Source organism: Pseudolysinimonas kribbensis (genome assembly GCF_030161895.1).
GTDB lineage: Bacteria > Actinomycetota > Actinomycetes > Actinomycetales > Microbacteriaceae > Pseudolysinimonas > Pseudolysinimonas kribbensis.
The window spans coordinates 1,074,227-1,099,178 of the sequence record NZ_BSVB01000001.1 but is presented as its reverse complement, the minus strand read 5'-3'; the positions used below and the strand labels follow the sequence as shown (position 1 = coordinate 1,099,178).

General features: G+C 71.5%; 16 protein-coding genes and 6 pseudogenes. 19 read left to right on the top strand and 3 right to left on the bottom strand.

Going from position 1 to position 24,952, the window contains the following annotated elements:
• Window positions 1-3: 3 nt before the first annotated feature.
• The 3 genes and pseudogenes from QQK35_RS06040 to rplL all read left to right on the top strand — a co-directional run bounded on the left by QQK35_RS06040 (window position 4) and on the right by rplL (window position 2,228).
• Window positions 4-1,194 carry a hypothetical protein gene (locus QQK35_RS06040; protein ID WP_284253363.1) on the top strand — a complete coding sequence of 397 codons (1,191 nt, stop codon included), beginning with the start codon at window positions 4-6 and terminating at the stop codon, window positions 1,192-1,194.
• An 89-nt stretch (window positions 1,195-1,283) separates the two neighbouring features.
• Window positions 1,284-1,797, top strand: a pseudogene (rplJ, locus tag QQK35_RS06035) (50S ribosomal protein L10).
• 38 nt (window positions 1,798-1,835) lie between these two features.
• Window positions 1,836-2,228, top strand: a complete 393-nt coding sequence (gene rplL / locus QQK35_RS06030; RefSeq protein ID WP_284253362.1) for a 50S ribosomal protein L7/L12 — start codon at window positions 1,836-1,838, stop codon at window positions 2,226-2,228.
• Between the two features lie 381 nt (window positions 2,229-2,609).
• Here rplL and QQK35_RS06025 read toward each other — a convergent pair whose 3' ends face one another.
• Window positions 2,610-4,241, bottom strand: coding sequence for a helix-turn-helix transcriptional regulator (locus QQK35_RS06025; protein WP_284253361.1), 1,632 nt, complete (start codon window positions 4,239-4,241; stop codon window positions 2,610-2,612).
• Window positions 4,242-4,394: 153 nt separating this feature from the next.
• Here QQK35_RS06025 and QQK35_RS06020 point away from each other — a divergent pair, with 153 nt between their 5' ends.
• The 6 genes and pseudogenes from QQK35_RS06020 to QQK35_RS06000 all read left to right on the top strand — a co-directional run bounded on the left by QQK35_RS06020 (window position 4,395) and on the right by QQK35_RS06000 (window position 11,280).
• Window positions 4,395-6,290: an ABC transporter ATP-binding protein gene (locus QQK35_RS06020; RefSeq protein WP_284255615.1), complete on the top strand. Its 1,896-nt coding sequence runs from the start codon at window positions 4,395-4,397 to the stop codon at window positions 6,288-6,290.
• A gap of 40 nt (window positions 6,291-6,330) precedes the next feature.
• On the top strand, window positions 6,331-7,692 hold the full coding sequence (locus QQK35_RS06015) for a cystathionine beta-synthase (protein WP_284253360.1): 1,362 nt from the start codon (window positions 6,331-6,333) through the stop codon (window positions 7,690-7,692).
• A gap of 31 nt (window positions 7,693-7,723) precedes the next feature.
• Complete coding sequence (locus QQK35_RS06010; protein ID WP_284253359.1) at window positions 7,724-8,899, top strand: cystathionine gamma-synthase; 1,176 nt, start codon at window positions 7,724-7,726, stop codon at window positions 8,897-8,899.
• 31 nt (window positions 8,900-8,930) lie between these two features.
• Window positions 8,931-9,635, top strand: a pseudogene (locus tag QQK35_RS20290) (APC family permease); the annotation flags it as partial.
• A 101-nt stretch (window positions 9,636-9,736) separates the two neighbouring features.
• The gene (locus tag QQK35_RS06005) at window positions 9,737-10,210 is read left to right on the top strand and encodes a hypothetical protein (RefSeq protein WP_284253358.1); all 474 of its coding nucleotides are present in this window, start codon (window positions 9,737-9,739) and stop codon (window positions 10,208-10,210) included.
• 53 nt (window positions 10,211-10,263) lie between these two features.
• Window positions 10,264-11,280 carry a LacI family DNA-binding transcriptional regulator gene (locus QQK35_RS06000; protein WP_284253357.1) on the top strand — a complete coding sequence of 339 codons (1,017 nt, stop codon included), beginning with the start codon at window positions 10,264-10,266 and terminating at the stop codon, window positions 11,278-11,280.
• Window positions 11,281-11,302: 22 nt separating this feature from the next.
• Here QQK35_RS06000 and xylB read toward each other — a convergent pair.
• Window positions 11,303-12,717 (bottom strand): annotated as a pseudogene (xylB, locus tag QQK35_RS05995) (xylulokinase).
• A gap of 91 nt (window positions 12,718-12,808) precedes the next feature.
• Window positions 12,809-13,999: a xylose isomerase gene (gene xylA, locus QQK35_RS05990; protein WP_284253356.1), complete on the bottom strand. Its 1,191-nt coding sequence runs from the start codon at window positions 13,997-13,999 to the stop codon at window positions 12,809-12,811.
• Between the two features lie 110 nt (window positions 14,000-14,109).
• Between xylA and QQK35_RS05985 the strand changes: the two are divergent.
• The 10 genes and pseudogenes from QQK35_RS05985 to QQK35_RS05935 form a co-directional block, all read left to right on the top strand.
• Window positions 14,110-14,223: pseudogene (locus QQK35_RS05985) on the top strand (LacI family transcriptional regulator); the annotation flags it as partial.
• Between the two features lie 242 nt (window positions 14,224-14,465).
• Window positions 14,466-15,139: pseudogene (locus QQK35_RS20285) on the top strand (substrate-binding domain-containing protein).
• Window positions 15,139-16,287 carry an ROK family transcriptional regulator gene (locus QQK35_RS05970; RefSeq protein ID WP_348534896.1) on the top strand — a complete coding sequence of 383 codons (1,149 nt, stop codon included), beginning with the start codon at window positions 15,139-15,141 and terminating at the stop codon, window positions 16,285-16,287. The pseudogene QQK35_RS20285 and the gene QQK35_RS05970 overlap by 1 nt, the downstream one beginning before the upstream one ends.
• Window positions 16,288-16,297: 10 nt before the next feature.
• Window positions 16,298-17,715 (top strand): annotated as a pseudogene (locus QQK35_RS05965) (GH1 family beta-glucosidase).
• Window positions 17,716-17,750: 35 nt separating this feature from the next.
• Entirely contained in the window at window positions 17,751-18,764 is a 1,014-nt protein-coding gene (locus tag QQK35_RS05960; protein ID WP_284253354.1) for a LacI family DNA-binding transcriptional regulator, read from the top strand.
• A gap of 222 nt (window positions 18,765-18,986) precedes the next feature.
• Window positions 18,987-20,342: an ABC transporter substrate-binding protein gene (locus QQK35_RS05955; protein ID WP_284253353.1), complete on the top strand. Its 1,356-nt coding sequence runs from the start codon at window positions 18,987-18,989 to the stop codon at window positions 20,340-20,342.
• A 127-nt stretch (window positions 20,343-20,469) separates the two neighbouring features.
• Entirely contained in the window at window positions 20,470-21,375 is a 906-nt protein-coding gene (locus QQK35_RS05950) for a carbohydrate ABC transporter permease (RefSeq protein WP_284253351.1), read from the top strand.
• Window positions 21,376-21,576: 201 nt separating this feature from the next.
• Entirely contained in the window at window positions 21,577-22,296 is a 720-nt protein-coding gene (locus QQK35_RS05945) for a carbohydrate ABC transporter permease (RefSeq protein ID WP_284253350.1), read from the top strand.
• A gap of 55 nt (window positions 22,297-22,351) precedes the next feature.
• Complete coding sequence (gene arfA, locus QQK35_RS05940) at window positions 22,352-23,869, top strand: arabinosylfuranosidase ArfA (RefSeq protein WP_284253349.1); 1,518 nt, start codon at window positions 22,352-22,354, stop codon at window positions 23,867-23,869.
• A 120-nt stretch (window positions 23,870-23,989) separates the two neighbouring features.
• Window positions 23,990-24,937, top strand: coding sequence for a sugar phosphate isomerase/epimerase family protein (locus QQK35_RS05935; protein WP_284253348.1), 948 nt, complete (start codon window positions 23,990-23,992; stop codon window positions 24,935-24,937).
• The last annotated feature ends 15 nt before the right edge of the window (window positions 24,938-24,952 follow it).

The window sequence follows — 24,952 nt, the reverse complement described above, 5'->3', positions numbered from 1 at the left end:
GCCGTGCTCCGGTTCCCCCACCCGAAGGCGCACCCGATGCCCGCGTCACGATTCGCCCGCCTGCTCGCCGGCCCGGCACTGCTCGCGCTCGCCGCGCCGGTCGCCGTCGCGCTCCTGCTCGCCGGACCGGCGGCTCCCGCCCGGGCGAGCCTCGGCTCCGTGCCGGTCGTCGTGAGCGACTACGTCGCCGACGGCTCGCTGCAGGCGCGGTTGCAGCAGCTCTACGGTCCCGGTACGAAGGGCGCCGGAGTCGACTTCGACTCCACGACGAAGACGGGCGACATCACCCGCGTGTGGGAGTGGACCGCTGATCGCTACGCGCACCCCGCGAGCACGCACCCGATCCAGCTCACCAACTACTGGATCGTGGCGATCACGATCTCGGCGAAGCCGGTCGGCGTGGCCGCCGTGTGGATCAACCCCAAGACCGACGGCCCCGACCTGGCGCAGTTCACGGCGTCGTCCGCGCTCGCGGACGCGCTCGCGAAGGTGCCGGCGAACGCCGCGCTCGTGCACGATTCGGCCGCTGCGGCATGGTTCGCCGTGGCGGGGAAGACCGCCGACCCGCTCGTCGCGGGGCGTTCCGGCGTGACGGCTCCGACGCAGGTGGCCGACCTGAAGCTCGCGAAGCCGGGCGCGCCGCCGGCCCCGGGAGGCGATCCCAACACCGGGATCGGGCTCGCGGTCGGACTGCTGGTGGTGCTGGTGATCGTCATCGTCGTGGCGCTCGTGCTGCCCGACAGGCTCAGGAGAGCGGCCCGACCGCAGGCCGTTCCGGAGGCCGGGGTCGTTCCGCAGGCCGAGGACCTGCCGGCGATGACACCCGAGCCCGCTGAACCGGAACCCGTCGAGGCGCAGGCCGCGCCGAAACCTCCGGCGAAGAAGGCGGCGGGAGCGGGGCGGACTCCGGTGTCGCAGAAGCCGGCGGCGTCGAAGCCCGGCGGCACGAAGCCCGCGGCGACGAAGCCCGCGGTGTCCAAGCCCCCGCTTCCAAGCCCCCGGCATCGAAGCCGCCGGTGCGCAAGCCGCGACCGCCGAAGGCACCGGACGACGGGCATCCGGCCGCCTGAGCTTTGCGGGCGGCGCGATCTTCGTCTACTGTGGTCGAGGCCGAAGACCGCTGGTCTCCGTCGTGCCCGTACGGGCGAGACGGACGAAGTCTCTCAGGAGAGCCCGCGCAGGTGCGTGAAGTGACATCCCATTCGGGAATCAGCCTCGTGCGCGTGCGCGCCGGGGCTTTTTTGTTGGACTCCGGTCGGCGCAAGCAACGATAGAGGAGTCCCATGGCGACCAAGGAAGCCACCGTCGCCGAGCTCGCGGGCAAGTTCCGCGACTCGAACGCGGTCGTGCTCACCGAGTACCGCGGACTCACGGTGGCGCAGCTCAAGGAGCTGCGCGGCACTCTCCGTGAGGACGCGAGCTACGCCGTGGTGAAGAACACGCTGACCAAGCGCGCGGCCAACGAGGCGGGCATCTCCGTCTTCGACGACCAGCTCGCCGGCCCGTCGGCCATCGCGTTCGTGCACGGTGACACCGTCACGGTCGCGAAGGCGCTGCGTGACTTCGCCAAGGCGAACCCCTCCTCGTGGTGAAGGGCGGCTATTTCGACGGCGCCCCGCTCACCGCGTCCGAGGTGGAGAAGCTCGCCGACCTGGAGAGCCGCGAGGTGCTGCTGGCCAAGCTGGCCGGCGCGATGAAGGCCTCGCTGTTCCAGGCCGCGTACATGTTCAATGCCCCCTCGCGCAGGCCGTTCGCACGGTCGACGCGCTGCGGGCCAAGCAGGAGTCCGCGGCCTGATCGCCGCGGCGTAGACACAGAGAAACTAGGAGACAGACATGGCCAAGCTCAGCACCGACGAGCTGCTCGACGCGTTCAAGGAGCTCTCGCTCATCGAGCTCAGCGACTTCGTCAAGAAGTTCGAGGAGACCTTCGAGGTCACCGCCGCCGCCCCGGTCGCGGTCGCCGCGGCCCCGGCCGCCGGTGGCGCCGGTGGCGCCGCGGAGGAGGTCGAGGAGAAGGACTCCTTCGACGTCGTCATCGAGAGCGCCGGCGACAAGAAGATCCAGGTCATCAAGGAGGTGCGCACCCTCACGAGCCTCGGCCTCGGCGAGGCGAAGGCGCTCGTCGACGGCGCGCCGTCGACGGTGCTCGAGGGCGCCAACAAGGAGACCGCGGACAAGGCGAAGGCCGTCCTCGAGGAGGCCGGCGCGACCGTCACGCTCAAGTAGCGCGACCCGCACCATGAAGGCGCCGACTCCCTCCGGGGAGCCGGCGCCTTCCGCATGTCGGGGCAGTCCGGCGCGGGGAGGTCTCGATACGCGCGTTCCGCGCTACTCGCCCCGCGAATCCGGCCGTCGAGGGGTCTTGATACGCGCGTCCCGCGCTACTCGACCCCTCGACCCGGCGCCCGCCCCGCGGTCCGCACCATAGCGACCTCGGCGACCGCGCTCACCGAGGTCGCGGAGCGACGCGCGCCGCAGAAGCGGCGGCGCGCCAAAAAGCACAGAGCTGGGCGGGATCCGCGGTAACCAGCCGTGTGATCCCGCCCGGTGTCGTACTCGAGGGCCGGGATCAGGGACGGCCTCACGGATGCAACGAGAGGAATCTAATCATGTACCCCGCGTGTCGTCATTTCGGGGGACGGGTGAATCGCGGGTGATCTCGTGAAGGCCGAGGGTGCGTGCGCGCCGGATGGCCTCCTCCCGGGTCGTGACGCCGAGCTTGCGGTACACCCGCCGCAGGTGGGTCTTGACGGTGTTCGGCGAGATGTACATGGCCGCGGCGATCGCGGAGACGGTCGCGCCGCGTTGCGCCTCGGCGAGGACGAGCCGCTCCCGGACGCTGAGCGGCTCGATCGCCGACGGCGCCCCGTCCGTCGCCCGGCGCGTCTGCTCGATGAGCCGGTGCACCTCCTCCGAGTGCTCGCGCTGGAGCGCCCGCTCGGCGAGGGAGACGAGAACGCCGGCGGGCACCATCCGCAGCGGCGCCCGCGAGCCGGTGCGCGCCATCCCGATGAATGCGAGATCGACGTTGAGGTCGGCCGTCGCGTGGTCGCCGAGTCCGGCGGCCACCGCGCCGCGGAGCAGCCGGGCCTCCAGCAGTCCGCGCACGGCGTGCGCCTCGCCGAGCGCCTCGCAGGCCGCGAGCGCGCGGCCCGCTCCGTGCAGATCGCCCCCGGCGAGCAGGTGCGACGCGAGGTGCACTCCCGGGCACATGACGTGCAGTTCGCCCGGACGCAGGCGCGACAGGATCTCCCAGGCCTCGTCGCCGCGGCCGACCCTCGCGAGCTGGGACGCCCGCACGAGCTCCGCGACGTCGCGCCCGAAGCCGGCGACCTCCCACTCGAGGAACCCGCGGCGCGCGTCGGCGAGGAGGGCGAGCGCCTCGGCGGCACGGCCGAGCATCGCCTGCCGGGTGCCGGCGACGAGCGCCGCGTACGGCTCCCACTCGGTGTGCGCGGCCGCCTCCGCCAGCGCGGCCTCGTCCTCGGCGGCGCCGTCGAGTCCGCGGTCGAGGTCGACGAGCAGCAGGGTCGCCATCGCGGGCACCGCGTAGCCGCTGCGCCCGAGTGTCGAGCCCGCGGCGAGCTCCCGGCTCTCGCGCGCGGAGCGTTCGGCGGCGACGATGTCGCCGAGCACGAAGTCGAGGAGCGCGAGGGCACCGACGCACTCCACGGATTCGGCGCGCCCGAGATAGGTCGCGAGCCCGTGCGCGGTCAGCAGGTGCCCGCGCGCGCTCGCGTACCGGCCGCCGTGCAGGTCGAGCACGCCGCTCTCGAGCGCGTGCCGCACCCGGATCTCCATGGCGCCCGGCACGGGGCCGTCGAGGCCGGCGTCGATGATCGCCTGCGCCTGCTGGAGCTTCGCCCGGGCCTGACCGAGGCGACCGGCGGCACGCAGTCCGCCGGCGTGGCTCACGAGCACCGCGGCGACGGTCTGCGCCGGGGTGGCCGGGTCGGCCGCCGCCGCGTCTTCGGCCGCGGCGAAGTACGCGAGCCCGGCGGCGCCGCGGGGAGCGTCGGAGGAGCGGTAGCTGTGGCCGAGCGCGGCCGCGATGAGCGGGTCGTGCTCCCAGACCTCGGCCGGCAGCCGCCCGACGAGCGCACGGAAGCCGCCGCCCGACTCGGCCGCGAGCCCGAACGCGACGGGGCGCAGGAGCGCGAGAGCGGCCCGGGGATCGCCGCGGTCGAGCTCCGCGGACACATCGGCCTCGATGGCCTTCGGGTCTGGGAACGGGGGCACGACGACTCCTGAACAGGCGAGTGCTGCAGGGGGCGGACCGTTCCCAGCGCGTCCGTCCCGGGTGGTTCGAGATTCTAATAGCCGGGGTCGGGAACGCCCTCGGCGAACGCCGGGCCTGGGGATGATCGCCCGACGTACTCTCAGCGGGTGAGCATGCGAGGCGGCGGCGGCGTCAGAGGTCGCATCGGGGCTCTCGGGCGTATGGATGCCGCGTCGCAGCGGGCCGAGAACGCCCGGGCCCCGCGGATCCCGCACCTGTTCCGGCGCATCGCGGAGCTGTTCCGCCCGTACCGCGCGCGGCTCGTGACGATGGTCGTGCTCGTGCTGGTGGGGGCGGCCCTCAGCGTCGCGCCGCCGCTGCTGACGCAGCGGGCGTTCGACCTCGGGCTGTTCCCCGACGGCGGGGACCGGGCACCGGATGTGCCGGTGCTGCTCGCACTCGTCGCTGCGATGATCCTGCTCTGGCTCGCCTCCTCGGCGCTCGGCGTCTGGCAGACCTACCTGACGGCGCGGGTCGGCAACAGCGTCATGGGCGCCTTGCGGGTGCGGCTGTTCTCGCACCTGCAGGCGATGGAGCTGGGCTTCTTCACCCGCACGAAGACGGGCGTCATCCAGTCCCGCCTCGCCAACGACGTGGGCGGCGTCGCGGGCGTGCTCAGCAACACGGTGCAGAGCGTCATCGGCAATACGGTCACGGTGATCGCCGCGCTCGTGGCCATGCTCGTGCTCAGCTGGCAGATGACCGTCGTCGCGGTCGTGCTGCTGCCGATCCTCGTGATCGCGCAGCGCCGGGTGGGGCAGATCCGCGCGCGCATCGCCACGCAGACCCAGGAGTCGCTGTCGCAGATGACCGCGATCACGCAGGAGACGCTGAGCGTCTCCGGCATCCTGCTCGCCAAGAGCTTCAACCAGCAGCCGACGGAGATCGGCCGCTACAGCGACGAGAACGACAATCAGATCCGGCTGCAGGTGCGCCAGACGATGAGCGGCCAGTGGTTCTTCGCGCTCGTGAGCGTCTTCCTCTCGGTGATCCCGGCGGTCATCTACCTGGTGGCGGCGTGGCTGATCTTCCAGCACGTCCCGGTCACGGCGGGCACGATCGTCGCCTTCACCACCGTCCAGGCGCGGCTCATGTTCCCGCTCATGGGGCTGCTGCGGGTGGCGCTGGACCTGCAGACCTCGCAGGCCCTGTTCGCGCGCATCTTCGAGTACCTCGACCTGGTGCCGGCGATCCGGGATGCCCCGGGCGCACGTGAGGTCGCGACCGGCCGCCTGGGCAACGTCGAGTTCCAGGACGTCGTGTTCCGCTATCCGGATGCCGCCGTCGACGGTCCGGCGACGTTGCGCGGGGTGTCGTTCCACATCGAGCCGGGCCAGTACGCGGCGTTCGTCGGGCCGTCCGGCGCGGGCAAGACCACCGTGTCCTACCTGGCGCCGCGGCTCTACGACGTGTCGGAGGGCCGGGTGCTGTTCGCGGGCGACGACGTGCGCGAGCTGCGGCACGCGTCGCTCATCTCGTCGGTGGGCATCGTGAGCCAGGAGACGTACCTGTTCCACGCGACGATCGCCGAGAACCTGCGGTACGCGAAGCCCGGCGCCACCCAGGAGGAGCTGGAGGCCGCGGCGCGCGCCGCCAACATCCACGACACGATCGTCTCGTTCCCCGACGGGTACGACACCGTCGTGGGCGAGCGCGGCTACCGGCTCTCCGGCGGCGAGAAGCAGCGCGTCGCGATCGCCCGCGTGCTCCTCAAGGATCCGGCCGTGCTGATCCTCGACGAGGCGACGAGCGCGCTCGACACGGTCTCGGAGCGCATCGTGCAGACGGCGCTCGACTCCGCGGCTCGCGGCCGCACGACGATCGCGATCGCCCACCGGCTCTCGACGGTGGTCGGCGCCGACATCATCTTCGTGGTCGACCGGGGCCGCATCGTCGAACGCGGCACCCACCGCGAGCTCCTCGCGGCCGACGGCGTCTATGCGCGCCTGTTCGCGGAGCAGCTCACCGCATCCGACCCCGTGCCGATCCGCGACGCCGCAGGGGCCTGATCCCCCGTAACGTTCAGCGCCCCGTCATTAGGCTCGACGGGTGGATTACGCCCAGACCGTGCTCGACCTCGTCGGCAACACGCCGCTCGTGCGCCTCAACTCGGTGACCGAGGGCATCCGGGCGACCGTGCTCGCGAAGGTGGAGTACCTGAACCCCGGCGGCTCGTCCAAGGACCGCATCGCGACGCGCATCATCGACGACGCGGAGGCCAAGGGTCTGCTCGGGCCCGGCGGCACGATCGTCGAGCCCACCTCCGGCAACACCGGCATCGGCCTCGCGCTGGTCGCGCAGCAGCGCGGCTACCGCTGCATCTTCGTGCTGCCCGACAAGGTCGGCGAGGACAAGCGCAACGTGCTCACCGCCTACGGCGCCGAGATCGTCGTCTGCCCGACCTCGGTCGCGCCCTCCAGCCCCGACTCCTACTACTCGGTGAGCGACCGGCTGGTTCGCGAGATCCCCGGTGCGTTCAAGCCGGACCAGTACTCCAACCCGAACGGGCCGCTCAGCCACTACGAGACCACTGCGCCGGAGATCTGGCGCGACACCGACGGCACCGTCACCCACTTCGTCGCCGGCGTCGGCACCGGCGGCACGATCTCGGGGGTCGGCCGCTTCCTCAAGGAGCGCAACCCCGCGATCCGGATCATCGGGGCCGACCCCGAGGGCAGCGTCTATTCCGGCGGCACCGGGCGTCCCTATCTCGTCGAGGGGGTCGGCGAGGACTTCTGGCCCGCGGCCTACGACCCTGGAGTCGTCGACGAGATCATCGCGAGCTCCGACCAGGAGTCGTTCGACATGACCCGCCGGCTCGCGCGCGAGGAGGGCCTGCTGGTCGGCGGCTCGAGCGGACTCGCCGTGTCGGCCGGACTCAAGGCGGCCCGCGCCCTGGGGCCCGACGACGTCATGGTGATCCTGCTGCCGGACGGCGGCCGCGGCTACCTCGGCAAGGTCTTCAACGATCACTGGATGCGCTCCTACGGGTTCCTGCCGCCCGAGGAGGGTCGCACGGTCGCCGATGTCATCGGCACGAAGGAGGCGCAGTACGAGGGCCTCGTGCACGTGCACCCGAGCGACACGGTGCGCCACGTGATCGACAAGATGCGCCGCTACAACATCTCGCAGATGCCCGTGCTGGCCGCGGAGCCGCCCGTCGTCATGGGCGAGGTCGTCGGATCCATCGACGAGCGCTCCCTCGTGGAGGCCGTGTTCGACGGGCGCGCGCAGCTCACCGACGCGCTCGCGGAATTCGTCAACCCCGCGCTCGGTTTGATCGGGATGAACGACTCGGTGGAGGCGGCCCGTGCCGCCCTCACCCGGGCGGACGCGCTGCTCGTGACGAGCGAGGGCAAGCCCGCCGGGGTCATCACGCGGCACGACCTGCTCGCGTTCCTGAGCGACTGAGCCGCCGCCCCTTCAGCAGAGAGACCCTTCCGTGCCCGAGCAGCAGCAGTCCGACTTCGCGACCACCGCCATCCACGCCGGGCAGGAGTTCGACCCGAGGACCGGCGCGGTGATCCCGCCCATCTACTTCTCGACGACCTACGTGCAGGACGGCGTCGGCGGATTCCGCGACGGCTACGAGTACACGCGCGGCACCAACCCCACGCGCGATTCGCTGCAGTCCCTGCTCGCCGCGCTCGAGGGCGGCGAGCGCGCGTTCAGCTTCTCGTCGGGGCTCGCCGCCGAGGACGCGCTGCTGCGCGCGATCCTGCTGCCCGGTGCGCACGTGCTCATGGGCAACGACGTCTACGGCGGCACGCACCGCCTCGTCGACCGGGTGCACGTGCCGTGGGGCGTGGAGCTGTCCACGGTCGAGATGAGCGACCTCGACGAGGTGCGGGCGGGCCTGCGCCCGGGCGCCACGAAGGTCGTGTGGGTCGAGACGCCGTCCAATCCGCTGATGAAGATCACAGATGTCGCCGCGGTGGCCGAGATCGCGCATGCGGCCGGCGCGATCGTCGTGGTCGACAACACGTTCGCGACCCCGTACCTGCAGCAGCCGCTCGCCCTCGGCGCGGACATCGTCGTGCACTCGACCACCAAATACCTCGGCGGTCACAGCGACGTGCTGGGCGGCGCCGTGATCGTCAAGGCCGGAGCGCAGCTCGACGGCCTGGGCATCGCCGACCGGGTCGGGTTCGTCCAGTTCGGCGCGGGCGCGGTCTCCGGGCCGATGGATGCCTGGCTCACCGTCCGCGGCATCAAGACCCTCGCGGTGCGCATGGACCGGCACTCGGCCAACGCCGCGCACCTGGCCGAGCACCTCGTCGGGCACCCCCGGCTCGAGCAGGTCTACTACCCGGGCCTGCCCGATCACCCGGGCCACGAGCTCGCGGCGCGGCAGATGCGCCACTTCGGCGGGATGATCTCGGTGCGGCTGGCCGACGGGGCCCTCGCGCGCCGGTTCGCCGAGACGATGACGCTGTTCCAGCTCGCGGAATCGCTCGGCGGCGTCGAGTCGCTCGTCTGCTACCCGGCCGAGATGACCCACGCGTCGGTGAAGGGCACCCCGCTGGAGGTTCCCGACTCCGTCGTCCGGCTCTCCGTCGGCATCGAGGGGCAGGACGACCTGCTCGCCGACGTGCTCGGCGCGCTCGACCGCCTCTGAGCGCGTCGGTGGCGCCCGGCACAGTGGACGGGTGACCGACCGCCCCGCGCATCCCGGCACCGGTCGGCTCGGGCTCCCGACCGCGTCCGCCCTGTACGTCGCCGCGGTGCTCGGCACCGGCATCCTGCTGCTGCCCGGGTTCGCCGCCGCGGCCGCCGGCCCGGGCTCCGTCATCGGGGTCGGCGTCGTGCTCGTGCTCTCGATCCCGCTCGCCGGGGCGTTCGCGGCGCTCGCGGCGCGGCATCCGGATGCCGGCGGGGTCGCGACCTTCGTGCGGCTCGCCCTCGGGCCGACCGCGGCGCGCGCGGCCGGCTACTGGTTCCTGTTCGGGGCGGGCATGGGGGCGCCGGTCGTGGCCGTGCTCGGCGGGTCGTATCTGACGGCGGTGACCGGCATCGACCCGGCGTGGGTTCCGCTGATCGGGCTGCCCTTCCTGCTCGTGCCGATCGTGCTCGCGGTCTTCGGTCTCCGGTTCAGCGGTCGGGTGCAGCTCGTGCTGACCGCGCTGCTGCTCGCGGTCGTCGTGCTCGTCGTCGCGAGCGCCCTCCCGCACGCGCGCCCGCACCCGTTCACTCCCCTCCTGCCGCACGGGTGGGCGGGCGTCGGCGTCGTGATCAGCCTGTTCGTGTGGGCGTTCGCGGGATGGGAGGCCGTGACGCACCTCGCTGCGGAGTTCCGGCGGCCGCACCGCGTCATCCCCCTCGCCACCGCCATCGCGGTCGCCGTGGTCGGGGTGAGCTATCTCGCGCTCCAGGTGGCCACCGTCGTCGTGATGCCGGCGCGTTCGGCGCCGAGCACCGTGCCGCTGCTGGATCTGACCGCCCGCACCCTGCCGGGGTGGGGCCGGCGATCGTCGCCGCGATCGCGGTCATCGTCGTGCTCGGCGTTCTCAACGCCTACGTCCCGGCGATGGCCAACCTCGCCGCGTCGCTCGGCCGCGACGGGCACCTGCCGCGCTGGTTCGCGCGCGGTGCCGAGGCGGGCGCGGTGCCGCGCCGGGGCGTCGCCCTGGTCGCCGTGGTGTGCCTCGGCTACACGGCCGCGTACTTCCTCCTGCGCATCGATCTCCAGGTGCTCGTCCTCGTGCAGACGAGCTCGCTCGTCGCGGTGTACCTCGCGGGGATGGTCGCCGCGGTCCGGCTGCTGCCGCGGTGGACGCCGGGCTGGTGGATGGCGTGCGCCGGAGTCGTGCTCACCGCCGGTCTGGCCGTGCTCGCCGGCTGGCATCTCGTGGCGCCCGCGGCGCTGGCGCTCGTCGCGGCCGCGGTCACGATCGCGCGTCGGATCCGGTTGCACCGCCGCGGCGGCTGAGGCGTCCGCCAGACTGTCACCGACCACATCCGACGACGAGGCCGGGAACGGGAGTGACCAGACAACCGATCGGTCCCGCGCGGGCGCCGAACATCCGCGACGTCGCGCGCTGCGCGGGCGTCTCGTACCAGACCGTCTCCCGGGTGCTCAACCACTCCGCCGGCATCCGGCCGCAGACCCGGCAGCGCGTGCTCGACGCGATCACCGAGCTCGGGTACCGCCCCAATCAGGCCGCGCGCGCCCTCGTCACGAGCCGATCCCAGGTCATCGGCGTGCTCGTCGCGACCCGCGCCGCGGCGTACGGCGTGCAGAAGATGGTCTACGAGATCGAGGACGCGGCGGGCGACGCCGGCTACCGGGTCGCCATCGCGACCTGCCTGAGCGACGACGTCTCCGTGCGCGACGCCGTCGATCGACTGGTCGCGCAGGCCGTCGAGGCCCTCGTCGTCGTCGGCCCGCAGGCCGGCGTCTTCAACCGGCTCACGGCGCACCCGCTCGCGATCCCCTTCGTCATGGTCGCCTCGGACCGCCACGACGACCTGAGCGTCTCGTTCGATCAGGTCGAGGGGGCCCGCATCGCGACCCGGCACCTGATCGAGCTGGGGCACACCCGCATCCTGCACCTGGCCGGACCCGTCGGGTGGGTCGAGGCGGACGCCCGCATGCGCGGATATCTGGCGGAGCTCGCCGACCACGGCCTCGCCCCGCGGCCGGTGATCCGCTGCGAATGGACCGCCGACTCGGGATACCGGGCGGCGTGCGAGGTCCTCGGCACGACCGACGTGACGGCCGTCTTCTGCTCGAACGACCAGACGGCGCTCGGGCTGCTGCACGCCCTGCACGAGTCCGGCCGGCGCGTGCCGCAGGACGTGAGCGTGATCGGGTTCGACGACGTGCCGGACTCGGCCCATTATCGGCCGCCCCTGACGACCATCCGGCAGGACTTCGCCGTCGCAGGGCAGCGGGCGGTCGGGATGCTGCTGGCGCAGCTGCGCGCGGCACCCCCGCCACCCGCCGACCCGGTCCGCCCTCGGCTCGTGGTGCGCGACTCGACGGCCCCGCCCGGCTGAGTCGCCGAGCTCGAACGCTCGGCTACGCGGGCCGGCGCGCGGCGTACTGCTCGCGGATCACCGGCCGCGTGTCCGGTGCGGGCCGCGCCGCGATCGGCACGTCCCACTCGGGCCGCGTTCCGGTGAGCGCCCACGCCGCCTGCACCGCCGCCCCCAGCGCGACGTACTCGCCCGGCTCCGGCACCTCGATCGGTGCGTCGAACACCTGCGCGGCGATCGCGGCCACCGCCGCGTTCTGCGCGGCGCCCCCGATCAGCAGCAGCCGCTCGGCGACGACCCCCTGGGCGCGCACGGCATCGAGGCCGTCGGCGAGGCCGCACAGCATCCCCTCGATCGCCGCGCGCGCCAGGTTCTCGCGGGTGGTGGACGCGAGAGTCATGCCGAACAGCGTCGCAGTCGCGTCGGGCAGGTTGGGAGTGCGCTCGCCCTCGAACCACGGCTGGACCACGAGGCCGGCGGATCCCGGCTCGGCCGCGAGCGCGAGGTCGCCGAGGCCGGCGTGGTCGACGCCGAGCAGCCGCGCGGCGGCGTCCAGCACGCGAGCGGCGTTGAGGGTCGCGATGAGCGGCAGGAAGTTGCCGCTCGCGTCGGCGAAGCCGGCGGCGGCGCCGGTCTCGTCCGCGATCGGGTCGGTCGTCACCGCGAAGACCGTGCCGCTCGTGCCGATCGAGACGACGACGTCGCCGGGCTTCGCGCCGAGCCCGAGCCCGGCGCCGGCGTTGTCGCCCGCACCGGGGCCGACGACGAGCCCGGCCGGGGCGGCATCCGTCGCGACGGTCTCGCCCGCCCGCTCCGCGGGCCCGAGCACGCGCGGCAGGATCGCATCGTGGCCGAGCGCCGCGATGAGCAGTTCGCGGTCGTAGTCACCGGACGGCGACCAGTAGCTCGTGCCGCTCGCGTCGGAGCGGTCGGTGACGAGCGCGTCGAGGCGCGGCCCGAGCGGTGCCTCGCCTTCGGGTCCGTACCCGAGCAGGCGCCAGGTGAGCCAGTCGTGGGGAGTGCGACCGCGGCGACCCGCGCCGCGTTCTCGGGCTCGGCATCCCGCAGCCAGCGCAGCTTGGTCGCCGTGAACGACGCGACCGGCACGCTCCCGGTGCGCCGGGCGAGCTCGGCCGCGCCGAACTCCGCGATCAGGTCGCGCGCGGCGGGGGCGGAGCGGGTGTCGTTCCAGAGCAGGGCGTTCCGGATGACGCGGCCCTCGGCATCCAGCACCACCATGCCGTGCTGCTGCCCGCCGATCGAGATCGCCGCGACGTCGTCGAGGCCGCCCGCGTCGGCGATCGCCGCCCGCAGGGCGTCCCACCAGGCGGCCGGGTCGACCTCGGTGCCCTCCGGATGCGTCGCGCGACCGGTGCGCACGATCGCGCCGGTCGCGGCATCCCGCACCACGACCTTGCAGCTCTGCGTCGACGAGTCGACTCCCGCCACGTACGTCATGCGTCCACCGTCCCTCAATGATTGTGCCCAATTGGGGGCCGCGAACGAATCGCAGCCCCCAATTGGGCGCTAGGAAGAGTGCGGCCGCGAGTCAGCGCGCGCCGAGCAGGTGCTCGGTCGCGAGCTGCTGCAGGCGCACGAAGCCGAAGCCCTTGGCGCCGAAGTACGCGTCCGGCTGGAAGTCCTCCCACGCCGATCGGTCCGCGAGCAGGTCGTCGTAGCTCTCGCCCGCGTTCAGCGTCGGGCTGGCGAGCTCGGCGACCTTCGCCGCCTCGAGCGCGGCCTGCACCTCGGGGTCGGCGCGGAACGCCGCCGCTCGCTCCTTGAGCAGGAGGTAGATGCGCATGTTCGCGGCGGCCGAGTCCCAGACGCCGGTCTCGTCCTCGGTGCGGCTCGGCTTGTAGTCGAAGTGCCGGGGCCCGTCGTAGGCGCGCTCGCCGAGCACCCCGCCGTTCTCGAGCAGGTCGACCAGCGCGAACGCGTTGTGCAGATCGCCGTGGCCGAATACCAGGTCCTGGTCGTACTTGATCGAGCGCTGCCCGTTCAGGTCGATGTGGAAGAGCTTGCCGTGGTACAGCGCCTGAGCGATGCCGGCCTGGAAGTTCAGGCCCGCCATCTGCTCGTGCCCGACCTCGGGGTTGAGGCCGACGAGCTCGGGGTGCTCGAGCGAGTTGATGAACGCGAGCGCGTGCCCGACGGTCGGCAGCAGGATGTCGCCCCGGGGCTCGTTGGGCTTCGGCTCGATCGCGAACCGGATGCCGTACTTCTTGTCGAGCACGTACTCCGACAGCAGGTCGACGGCCTCCTTGTACCGCGAGAGGGCCGACCGCACGTCCTTGGCCGCGTCGTACTCGGCGCCCTCGCGGCCGCCCCACATGACGAAGGTCTCGGCGCCGAGCTCCGCGGCGAGGTCGAGGTTGCGCAGCACCTTGCGCAGCGCGTACCGGCGCACCTGGCGGTCGTTGGAGGTGAATCCGCCGTCCTTGAACACGGGTGCCGAGAACAGGTTCGTGGTGATCATCGGCACCTTGAGGCCCGTGGCAGCCAGCGCGGCCTTGAGGCGGTCGATCTCGGTGCGGCGGGCGTCCTCGGTCGAGCCGAAGGCGAACAGGTCGTCGTCGTGGAAGGTCAGGCCGTACGCGCCGAGCTCGGCGAGCCTCTCGACCGCGTGCACGGTGTCGAGCGGGGGCCGGGTCGGCCCGCCGAACGGATCGGTGCCGTTGTATCCGACGGTCCAGAGACCGAAGGTGAACTTGTCGGCGGGGGTGGGCTTGTCGGCCATGGGATTCTCCGAATCACAGCGTCGTGGATGAAACAGGTGGTGGATAAGTCGTTTCCGGCAACATATCACCGCTCCCCGGGCGTGACCAGGCCCCTGAGTAGAGTTGCGCCATGTCGGGCGATACTGTCGAACGTCCCGCGATGACGCGGGCGACCCTCTCGCGCGTGGCGGACGACGCCGACGTCTCGATCTCGACGGTCTCCAAGGTGCTGAACGGCCGCGCCGGCGTCTCGGAGGCCACTCGGCGCCGGGTCGAGGAGCTCCTGCGCGACCACGGCTACAACCGCCGCAACACGCCCCTCACGGTCGCGCCGCTGGTCGAGGTCGTGTTCTCCGAGATCGACAGCGCCTGGGCGATCGAGATCATCGCGGGCGTCGAGCGCACGGCGCGCGATCTCGACCTGAGCATGCTCATCACGGTCAGCGGCGACCGGCACAAGCCGAGCCCCGACTGGATCGAGGGGCGATGCGCCGCCGGCCGATGGGCGTCATCCTGGTCTTCTCCGACCTGTCGCCGGATCACCGCCATCAGCTGCGCGCGCGCAACATCCCGTTCGTCGTCGTCGACCCCTCGGGGGCCCCCGCGGCGGACGTGCCGTCGATCGGCACCGCCAACTGGTCCGGCGGGTACGGCGCGACCCGGCACCTCGTCGACCTCGGTCACCGCGACATCGCGATCGTCGGCGGCCCGGAGGACATGATGTGCTCGACCGCGCGGCTGTCGGGATACCGGGCCGCGCTCGAGGGGCGGGACTCGACGTGCGCGCGGACTTCATCGTCGGCACGGATCGCTTCCACTTCGACGAGGGGCTGCGCGCCGGCGAGCAGCTGCTCGACCTGCCGCGGCGGCCGACGGCGATCTTCGCGAGCAGCGACACCCAGGCTCTCGGGGTGTACGAGGCGGCGCGGCGGCGCGGCATCCGGATCCCGGACGATCTCTCGGTCGTCGGCTACGACGACGTCAACGTCGCGCGCTGGGCCGGACCGCCGCTCACGACCGTGCGCCAGCCGCTCGCCGAGATGGCGGCCGAGGCGGTGCGCCTCGTGGTCCGACTGCGCGACGGCGACCAGCCGGATCACCTCCACGTCGACCTGGAGTCGCGCCTCGTCGTGCGCGACAGCACCCGCCGGCTCACCTGATGGCGAGCGGTGCGAGCGGCCTCGACGACGTCCGCCGGGGCAACCTCGCCGCGGTGCTCCGGCTGGTGCATCGGGAGGGTCCGGTGCCCCGCGCGTGGATCACCGCCCAGACCGGCCTGAACCGCTCGACGGTCGGCGGGCTGGTCTCCGACCTCGCCGCGCGGGGCCTCGTGCGGGAGGCCGCCCCGGAGGCCACCAACCGGGTGGGCCGCCCGTCGCCGGTCGTCGCGGCGGACCCGCGTCTCGTCGTGGTCGCGGTGAACCCCGAGGTCGATGCCATCACCACGGCGGTCGTCGGCCTCGGCGCGCGGGTCGAGGCGCACGAGCGCCACGAGCTGGGGCACGTGCCGACGCCGGAGGAGACCGCGGCGCTCGCCGCACGGGTCGTGGCGGGGATTCCCGGGCGCCGGGTGGCGGGGGTGGGCCTCGCGGTCCCCGGGCTGGTGAGCGAGGCCGACGGCGTCGTGCGCTGGGCGCCGCACCTGGGCTGGACCGACGCGCCGCTGCGCGACCTCGTCGAGCGCGCGACCGCCCGGCCGGTGGCGGTCGGCAACGACGCGACTCTCGGCGCGCTCGCCGAGCACCTCTTCGGCGCCGGTCGGGGCGTCGACGACCTCCTCTATCTCAACGGCGGCGCGAGCGGCATCGGCGGCGGCATCATCGTCGGGGGCGCTCCGCTCGGCGGCCACGGCGGCTTCGCGGGCGAACTCGGGCAGAGCCCCGCCGGCTTCGTCGATCCCGCCGACCGCACCTCCGCGCGGGGCGTGCTCGAGGAGGAGGTCGGGCGCGACGGGCTGCTCGCCGCGCTCGGGCTGCCGTCGGCCACCGAGCCGGAGCTCGCGGCGGCCCTGCTCGCGACCGACCGCGCCGATATCCGCGACGAGCTCGCCCGCCAGCGCCGGGTGCTCGCCGCGTCGCTGGCGACCGCGGTCAACGTGCTCGATCCGGAGCTCATCGTGCTCGGGGGTATCTGGCGACCCTGCTCGAGTCGGATCCCGACGGCCTGCGCCGGCACGTCGAGGAGCTCGCCGTGCCGGTCGCGGCCGGCGGGGTGCGGCTCGCGGCCGCCGGGCTCGGCGATGACCGGCTGCTGGTCGGCGCTGCGGAGCACGCCCTCGGTGCCGTGCTCGCCGATCCCACCTCCGTAGAGTGGGGCGCGTGAGCGACCCCGGCGACGACCGCTACCACCGGCCCGGCACCGAATTCCCGGACGGGTTCCTGTTCGGCACGGCGACCGCGTCGTACCAGATCGAGGGAGCGGTCCGGGAGGACGGGCGCACGCCGTCGATCTGGGACACCTTCAGCCACGCCCCTGGCCGCATCGAGGATGGTCGCACGGGCGACGTCGCCGACGACCACTATCACCGCTGGGAGGCCGACCTCGACCTCATGGCGGAGCTCGGCGCCGGCGCCTATCGCTTCTCGATCGCGTGGCCGCGGGTGCAGCCGGGCGGGTCGGGCCGGGTCAACGAGGCGGGGCTCTCGTTCTACTCGCGGCTCGTCGACGGGTTGCTGGCGCGCGGCATCCAGCCGTGGGCGACGCTCTACCACTGGGACCTGCCGCAGGAGCTCGAGGACCTCGGCGGCTGGACGAACCGCGACACCGCCGCGCGCTTCGCCGAGTACAGCGCGCGCACGGTCGAGGCGCTCGGCGATCGCGTCGCGGGGTGGATCACGCTCAACGAGCCGTGGTGCTCGGCGTTCCTCGGATATGCGGCCGGCATCCACGCTCCGGGTCGCACCGACCCCGCGGCCTCGCTGGCGGCGGCCCATCACCTCAATCTCGCGCACGGGCTCGCGGTGCCCGAGATCCGCCGCGCCGCCACCAACGACCCGACGGTCGCCGTGACGCTCAACCTGCACGTCGTGCGCGCCGCCGACGGCGAGCCCGGCGGGCAGGGCGGCGACGAGGCGGTGCGCCGGGTGGATGCCGTCGGCAACCGGATCTTCCTCGACCCGATGCTGCACGGGCGCTATCCGGAGGACCTGCTCGCCGATCAGCGCGCGGTGAGCGACTTCGGATTCGTGCGCCCGGGCGATCTCGAGCTCATCCACCAGCCGATCGATCTGCTCGGCATCAACTACTACTCGACGAGCCGGGTACGGCTCGCCGACGGCGCCCCGGCTCACCGGTGTTCCCCTCGACGCAGGGGATCGAGTGGCTGCCGGAGACCGGTCCGCTCACCGCCATGGGGTGGAACATCGACCCGTCGGGCCTCGAGGAGCTGCTGGTGCGCTCGCACGAGGAGTTCGGCCTCCCGCTCGCCGTGACCGAGAACGGCGCCGCGTTCCCCGATCGGGTGGAGGACGGCGCCGTGCACGACGACGCCCGCGTCGCCTATCTGCACCGTCATTTCGTCGCGGCGCATCGGGCCATGGAGCGCGGCGCGGATCTGCGTGGATTCTTCGTCTGGTCGCTCCTGGACAATTTCGAGTGGTCGTTCGGATTCACCAAGCGCTTCGGCATCGTGCGCGTCGACTACGACACCCAGAACCGGCTCGTGAAGGACAGCGGACGTTGGTTCTCGGAACTCGCGCGTACGGGGCGGGTGGGTGAGTACAACGTTGTAGAGTGAGCCGACGCGCACCCCGCGCGCGGTGAGGAGCGGCGATGGCCTCCACGCTCCACGATGTGGCGCAGCTCGCCGGGGTCTCGATCAAGACGGTCTCGAACGTCATCAACGACTACCCGCACATCCGGGCGGAGACGCGGGCCAAGGTCGAGGCGGCGATCGCCGAGCTCTCCTATCAGCCCAACCCGTCGGCGCGCAGTCTGCGCTCGGGGCGCACGGGCCTCATCGGCCTCGCCGTGCCCGAGCTCAGTCTCAGCAGCTACTTCGCGGAGCTCGCCGACCGGATGATCGCGGCCGCCGAGCAGCGCGGGCTCACGGTCTTGATCGAGCAGACCGGCGGCGACCGCCAGCGCGAGCTCGACGTGCTCAGTGGTGCCCGCCGCAAGATGACGGACGGCCTGCTCTTCAGCGCGCTCGGCCTGCAGCAGGAGGACGCCGAGCTGCTGCGCCGGCCGTACCCGCTCGTGCTGCTCGGGGAGCGCATCTTCGGCGGCCCGACCGACCACGTCACGATGCACAACGTGGAGGCGGCGCGAGCGGGCACCGAGTTCCTCCTCGGTCTCGGCCGCCGCCGGATCGCGGTCGTCGGAGCCCACGAGGGCGAGGTGATCGGATCCGCCGGACTCCGGCTGCGGGGATACCGGGAGGCCCTGGACGCGGCCGGGGAGCCGTTCCGCGAGGAGCTGGTCGGCTATGCGCTGCCCTGGCACCGACGCGATGGCGCCGAGGTGACGCGGCGTCTGATCGCGTCGGGCGCGCGTTTCGACGCGCTCTTCGCGTTCAACGACAACCTGGCCTTCGGTGCGATGCGTGCGCTGCAGGAGGCGCACATCGTCATTCCGGATGACGTCGCGGTTCTCGGGTTCGACAACCTCGACGACGCCGCGTACTCGATTCCGAGCCTCTCCACGATCGATCCGGGGTTGCCCGAGATCGTCGAGACCTCGATCGAGCTGCTCGTCGACCGGATCGCCGGACGGCTCGACCAGGAACGGCGGGAGATCATGGCGGCCTTCCGCATCGTCCATCGGGAATCGACGCCCGCGATCTGACGGTCGGTCGCCGGTGTCTTGACACGGGCGCCGGAGATGTCCAAAGATGCTTCTACAACGTTTACCGTACAACGTTGTAGAGCGGCTCGGCAGTCGAGCTGTACGGGTCGATGAGGATCCGGTGCCCCTGGCGCCGCCCCCTCGTCGACGGGGTGCCCGGCGCGCGTGCGGCCGTGCAGTCCGACAACGAAGTCCATCGCACCTCGAAGGGAATCGATCACAGTGAAGAAGAGAGCTCTCATCGCCGGCCTGACCGCTCTGGTCATGGCCGCCGGGCTCGCGGCGTGCAGTGGAGGCGGCGGAGGCGGCGCCGACGCGAACGCGAACGCGAAGTGCACCAACAAGATCATCCACAAGGACGCGCCCAAGGTGACCGCCTGGGCCTGGTACCCCAACACGCAGCTGGTCGTCGACAACTTCAACAAGAGCCACACCGACGTGCAGGTCTGCTGGAACAACGTCGGCCAGGGCGGCGACGAGTACGACAAGTTCCAGACCGCCGTCTCGGCCAAGAAGGGCGCTCCCGACGTGGTGATGCTCGAGGCCGACCACCTGGCCAACTACGTCATCCAGGGCGCGCTCGTCGACATCAGCAAGTACGGCGCGAACAAGGTGAAGAAGAACTTCAGCGCGGGCGCCTGGAAGGACGTCTCGGTCGGCGACGCGGTCTACGCGGCGCCCATCGACGGCGGCCCGATGGGCCTCATCTACCGCAAGGACATCTTCGCGAAGTACGGCATCACGAAGCCCCCGGCCACCTGGGACGAGTACGCCGCGGACGCGCAGAAGGTCAAGGACGCCGGCGGTCCGCTGTTCGGCGACCTCGGCGGCAACGTGCCCGCGGTCATGATGGCGCTGCAGATCCAGAAGGGCGCCCATCCGTTCCAGTACGACCCGACCAAGCCCAAGGAGGTCGGCGTCAAGCTCGACGACCCGGCATCCAAGCAGGTGCTCGACTACTGGGCCGGCCTGGTCAAGAAGGGCCTCGTCGGAACGGCTGACCAGTTCACGGCCGAGTACATCTCGGGCGTCGTGGGCGGCAAGTACGCCACCTACGTCTCCGCGGCGTGGGCACCGGGCTATCTGACCGGCGCCGGCGTCGGCAAGGGCAACGACAAGGGGCAGTTCGCCGTGGCGCCACTGCCGCAGTGGGATCCCAGCAACCCGGTCTCGGTCAACTGGGGCGGCTCGGCGTTCGCCGTGACGACCCAGGCGAAGGACAAGAAGCTCGCCGCAGAGGTCGCTCTCGGGCTGGACGCCGATCCCGCCTCGCTCGAGAACGGGTGGAAGAACCTCGTGATCTTCCCGCTCAACCAGACCGTGCTGAAGTCGAAGGAGATCGCGGACTACCCGCTCGACTTCTTCGGCGGTCAGAAGGCCTACGGCGAGGTCTACATCCCGGCCGAGAACGGGTACAAGGGATTCACCTACAGCCCGTTCCAGGTGTACTACTACGCGCAGCTGCAGAAGCAGCTGACGGCGATCAACGGCGGCAAGATCGACGGCGCGGGCGCCGCCGCGGCCGTGCAGGACGCCGTGGTCAAGTACGCCAAGCAGCAGGGCTTCACGGTCAAGTGAGACCGGGGTGGCCGGGCCGGTTCAGGCCGGTCCGGCCACCCGATTTCCGCATCCACTCATTCGAAGGGCCTCCCGAATGACCTCTGCCTCCGCGCTCGCGCCGACGCGACGCGCTCGAGTTCCCCAGGTGCCGACCTCGCCCGCGCAGCGCGCGGCCAATCGGCGCCGCACCCTCACCGGCTGGATGTTCATCCTGCCGTTCACCCTCGTCTTCCTCGTCTTCCTCGTCGCCCCGCTGCTGTACGCGTTCTACAACAGCCTGTTCACCAAGGGGCTGGCGACCGGGACGGTGTTCGCGCCGCTCGACAACTACATCAAGGCGTTCACCGATCCGTCGTTCCTCGGCGGTGTCGCGTTCGTCGTCGGCTTCTCGCTCGTGCTGATCCCGGTGCAGATGATCATCTCGCTCGCGATCGCGCTCGTGCTCGACGCGGTCACGACCCGCTTCGCGCGATTCGCGCGGTTGATGATCTTCCTGCCGTACGCCATCCCGGCCGTCATCGGCGCCATCATGTGGGGCTTCCTGTACAGCCCGACGTTCGGCCCGCTCGGGCAGCTGTTCGGACTGGTCGGGCTGAAGGCACCGTTCCTGCTCGACGCCTCGCACGTGTTCGGCGGCCTCATGAACATCGTCACGTGGCAGTGGGCCGGCTACTACATGATCATCATCTACGCGGCGCTGCAGGGCATCGACCCCACCTTGTACGAGGCCGCGCGGATCGACGGTGCCAACGCCCGCCAGATCGCCCTGCGGATCAAGCTGCCGCTCGTCACGAACGCGCTGCTGCTGATCCTGGTCTTCGCCCTCATCGGCACCCTGCAGTTCTTCACCGAGCCGAGCGTGCTGCGCACGATCTCGAACGGCGGCATCACGCAGGACTTCACGCCGAACCTCTACGCCTACTTCACGGCCTTCTCGTACGCCCAGTTCAACTACGCCTCGGCGCTCTCATTCGCCCTGGGCGTCGTCGTCTTCGTCTGCGTGTACATCTTCCTGTTCCTCACTCGCAAGCGCGGGAGCTTCCTCTCATGACGGTCACTGCCCTGGACTCGACACGGGCCTTCGAACGCGGCGCCGCATCCGGGCGCCGACTCGGCGGCCGCCGCCGGCGGGGATCGTGCCGGCGCACATCTTCCTCGGGATCCTCGTCGTCTACTTCCTCATCCCGGTGTACTGGATGGTCGTCAACAGCTCGAAGGACGCGGCCGGGCTGTTCGGAGGCACCGGGGGTCGATGTGGTTCGACAAGAACGTCGGCTACCTCGCGAACCTGCAGGACCTCTTCACGTACGACGGCAGCATCTACCTGCACTGGATCGGCAATTCCGCGCTGTACGCGGTGGCCGGCGGCGTCGGGTCGACGATCGTCTCCATCCTCGCGGGCTACGGCTTCGCGAAGTTCGCCTTCCGCGGTCGCAACCTGATGTTCTCGCTCCTCCTCGGAGCCGTCATGGTGCCGCTCACGGCACTGGTGATCCCGACGTTCATCCTCGCCTCGGACGCGGGACTGACCAACACGATCTGGGCGGTCATCCTGCCCTCGCTGCTGAATCCGTTCGGCGTCTATCTGATGCGCGTCTACATCGGCGACGCCGTGCCCGACGAGCTGCTCGATGCCGCCCGCGTCGACGGGGCGGGCGAGCTGCGCACCTTCCTGCAGGTGGCTCTGCCGCTCATGCGGCCCGCGATCGTCACGGTCCTGTTGCTGTCGATGGTCGCGACGTGGAACAACTACTTCCTGCCGCTCGTGATGCTCAGCGACAAGACCCTGTACCCGGTCACCGTGGGGATCGGCGTCTGGCAGGGTCTTGCCTCGGGCAACAACGGCGGCGGGCACTCCCTCTGGAGCCTCATCGTGATGGGCTCGCTCATCTCGGTGGTCCCGCTCGTGATCGCGTTCCTGACTCTCCAGCGCTACTGGCGGGGCGGGCTCTCGATCGGCAGCCTCAAGTAGTCGCGCACCAGCCGACCGACCCTCTCCCGCATCCGTCCGTAGCAGAAAGCCAGCGATGATCTCCGCCCGTCTCACCATCGACCCCCATTTCGAGGTCGGTCCCATCAACCGGCGCCTGTTCGGCTCCTTCGTCGAGCACCTCGGCCGGTGCGTCTACGACGGGCTCTATGAGCCCGGTCATCCGAGCGCGGATGCCGACGGCTTCCGGCAGGACGTCATCGACCTCGTGCGCGAGCTCGGCGTCTCGACCGTGCGCTACCCCGGCGGCAACTTCGTCTCCGGCTTCCGCTGGGAGGACAGCGTGGGACCGCGCGAGGAGCGCCCCACGCGGCTCGACCTCGCCTGGCACTCCACCGAGACGAACGAGGTGGGACTGCATGAGTTCGGCGCGTGGCTCGACAAGGTCGGCGGCGAGCTGATGCTCGCCCTGAACCTGGGCACCCGCGGCACGCTGGAAGCCCTCGATCTGCTCGAATACGCGAACGTGGCATCCGGATCGACGCTGTCCGATCGTCGGATCGCGAACGGCCGCACCGAGCCGTTCGATGTCAGGATGTGGTGCCTCGGCAACGAGATGGACGGCCCGTGGCAGCTCGGCCATCGCTCCGGCACCGACTACGGCAAGCTCGCCTCCCAGGTCTCCAAGGCCCTGCGCCAGCTGGACGAGCGCGTCGAGCTCGTCGTGTGCGGCTCCTCGAACGCGCACATGCCGACCTTCGGGTCCTGGGAGCGGGAGGTGCTGATGGAGGCCTACGACGACGTCGACTTCATCTCGTGCCATGCCTATTACCAGGAGCGCGATGGCGACCTCGGGAGCTTCCTCGCGTCGCCCGTCGACATGGACCGCTTCATCGAGACGGTGATCGACACGGCCGATCACGTCAAGGCGGTCAAGCGCAGCACGAAGACGATCGACATCTCGTTCGACGAGTGGAACGTCTGGTACCAGGACCGATACCGCGACGTGGATCGGATCGAGGGCATCGAGTCCTGGCCGAAGGCTCCCCGCCTCCTCGAGGACGTCTATTCGGTCGCCGACGCGGTCGTCGTGGGCGGGCTGCTCATCTCGCTGCTCAAGCATGCCGATCGCGTGACCGCGGCCTCGCTGGCCCAGCTCGTCAACGTCATCGCACCGATCATGACCGAGCCGGGCGGACCGGCCTGGCGTCAGACGACGTTCTTCCCGTTCGCGATCACGTCGAGGCTCGCGGGCGGGCGCGCGCTCGAGGTCAAGCTCGAGTCGCCGACGTACGAGACCGCCCTGTACGGCGAGGTCCCGCAGCTCGACGCGGTCGCCACGCACGACGACGCGACCGGGCGCACCGCCGTGTTCCTGGTCAACCGATCGCAGACCGACTCCGCCACCGTGAGCATCGACGTCGGCGGGCTCGGTGGGGTGAACGTGCTCTCGGCGCAGACGATCTCGGACGACGACGTCAACGCCCGCAACACGCTCGAGCAGCCCGAGCGGGTCGCGCCCCACGGCAACGGGTCGGCCGTGGTGGACGGCGACACCCTGACGATCACCGTGCCCGCGGTGTCCTGGACCGCGATCGAACTCGGTCGCGCGTAGGCCGCGATCGGACCGCGCGGTCTGCCGAATGCGGAGGCCCCTCCGGCATCCGGCGGGCCGCGCCTCCGGGCCGCGGTAGCGTGGATCCCGAATCCGGACACCCGTGCGAAGGACGTGACGATGCCGCTGAACGCCGCCGACTGGCCCCTCTCGGCAGTGCTGCTGCAGTTCCCGAACGCCCACGACGCCGATGCGACGGTGTGGGCCGATGTGCTCGGCCAGGCCCGCCGCGCGGGGTTCGACCGGGTCGACCTCATCGACAGCTGGGTACGCCCGGGCGATCTGACCGAGGCCCGTCGCGACGAGCTGCTGCAGGTGCTGCGCGAGCAGGGGCTCACCGTGCCGGTGATCCCGGTCGCCCGCAAGAGCGTGATCGACCCGGACAGCGGCGAGGCCAACCTCGCGTACGACCACCGCACGATCGACGCAGCGGCGGGGCTCGGCGCGAAGGTCGTCTGCCTCGGTCTGCACCGGCCGCTGACGGCCGCGCAGCAGAAGGCCCAGTGGTTCTGGACCGTCGACGGTCCGAAGGACTCCGACGACCCGGAGGTGCGCTCGCTCGCGGTGGCCCGGCTTCAGGAACTCGGGCGGCACGCGGCCGAGGTGGGCCTGCTGATCTCGCTCGAGCTCTACGAGGACACCTACCTCGGCACGGCCGCGTCGGCGGTGCGGCTCGTCGAGGAGATCGGGATGCCGGAGGTCGGCCTGTGCCCGGACGTCGGCAACCTCATCCGCCTGCACCGGCCGGTGGAGCACTGGCGCGACCTGTACGCCGCCACCCTCCCGTACGCCAACTACTGGCAGGCCAAGAGCTACCAGCGCGACGAGGACCCGTCCACCGGGGCGGTGTTCGCGATCCCCGCGCCGCTGGAGAGCGGCATCGTCAACCACCGCGAGGTCGTCGCGATGGCGATCGGCGCGGGGTTCCAGGGCAGCTTCGGGCTCGAGCACTACGGTGGCGACGGGCTGAGCGTCTGCGCCGCCAATCGCGAGTACCTCCGTCGCATCCTGCCCGAGACCGGTGACTACGCCGCCGGAACGAGCCGGGTCGCGCAGCCCGTCTTCTGATCGAATCGCTCAAGG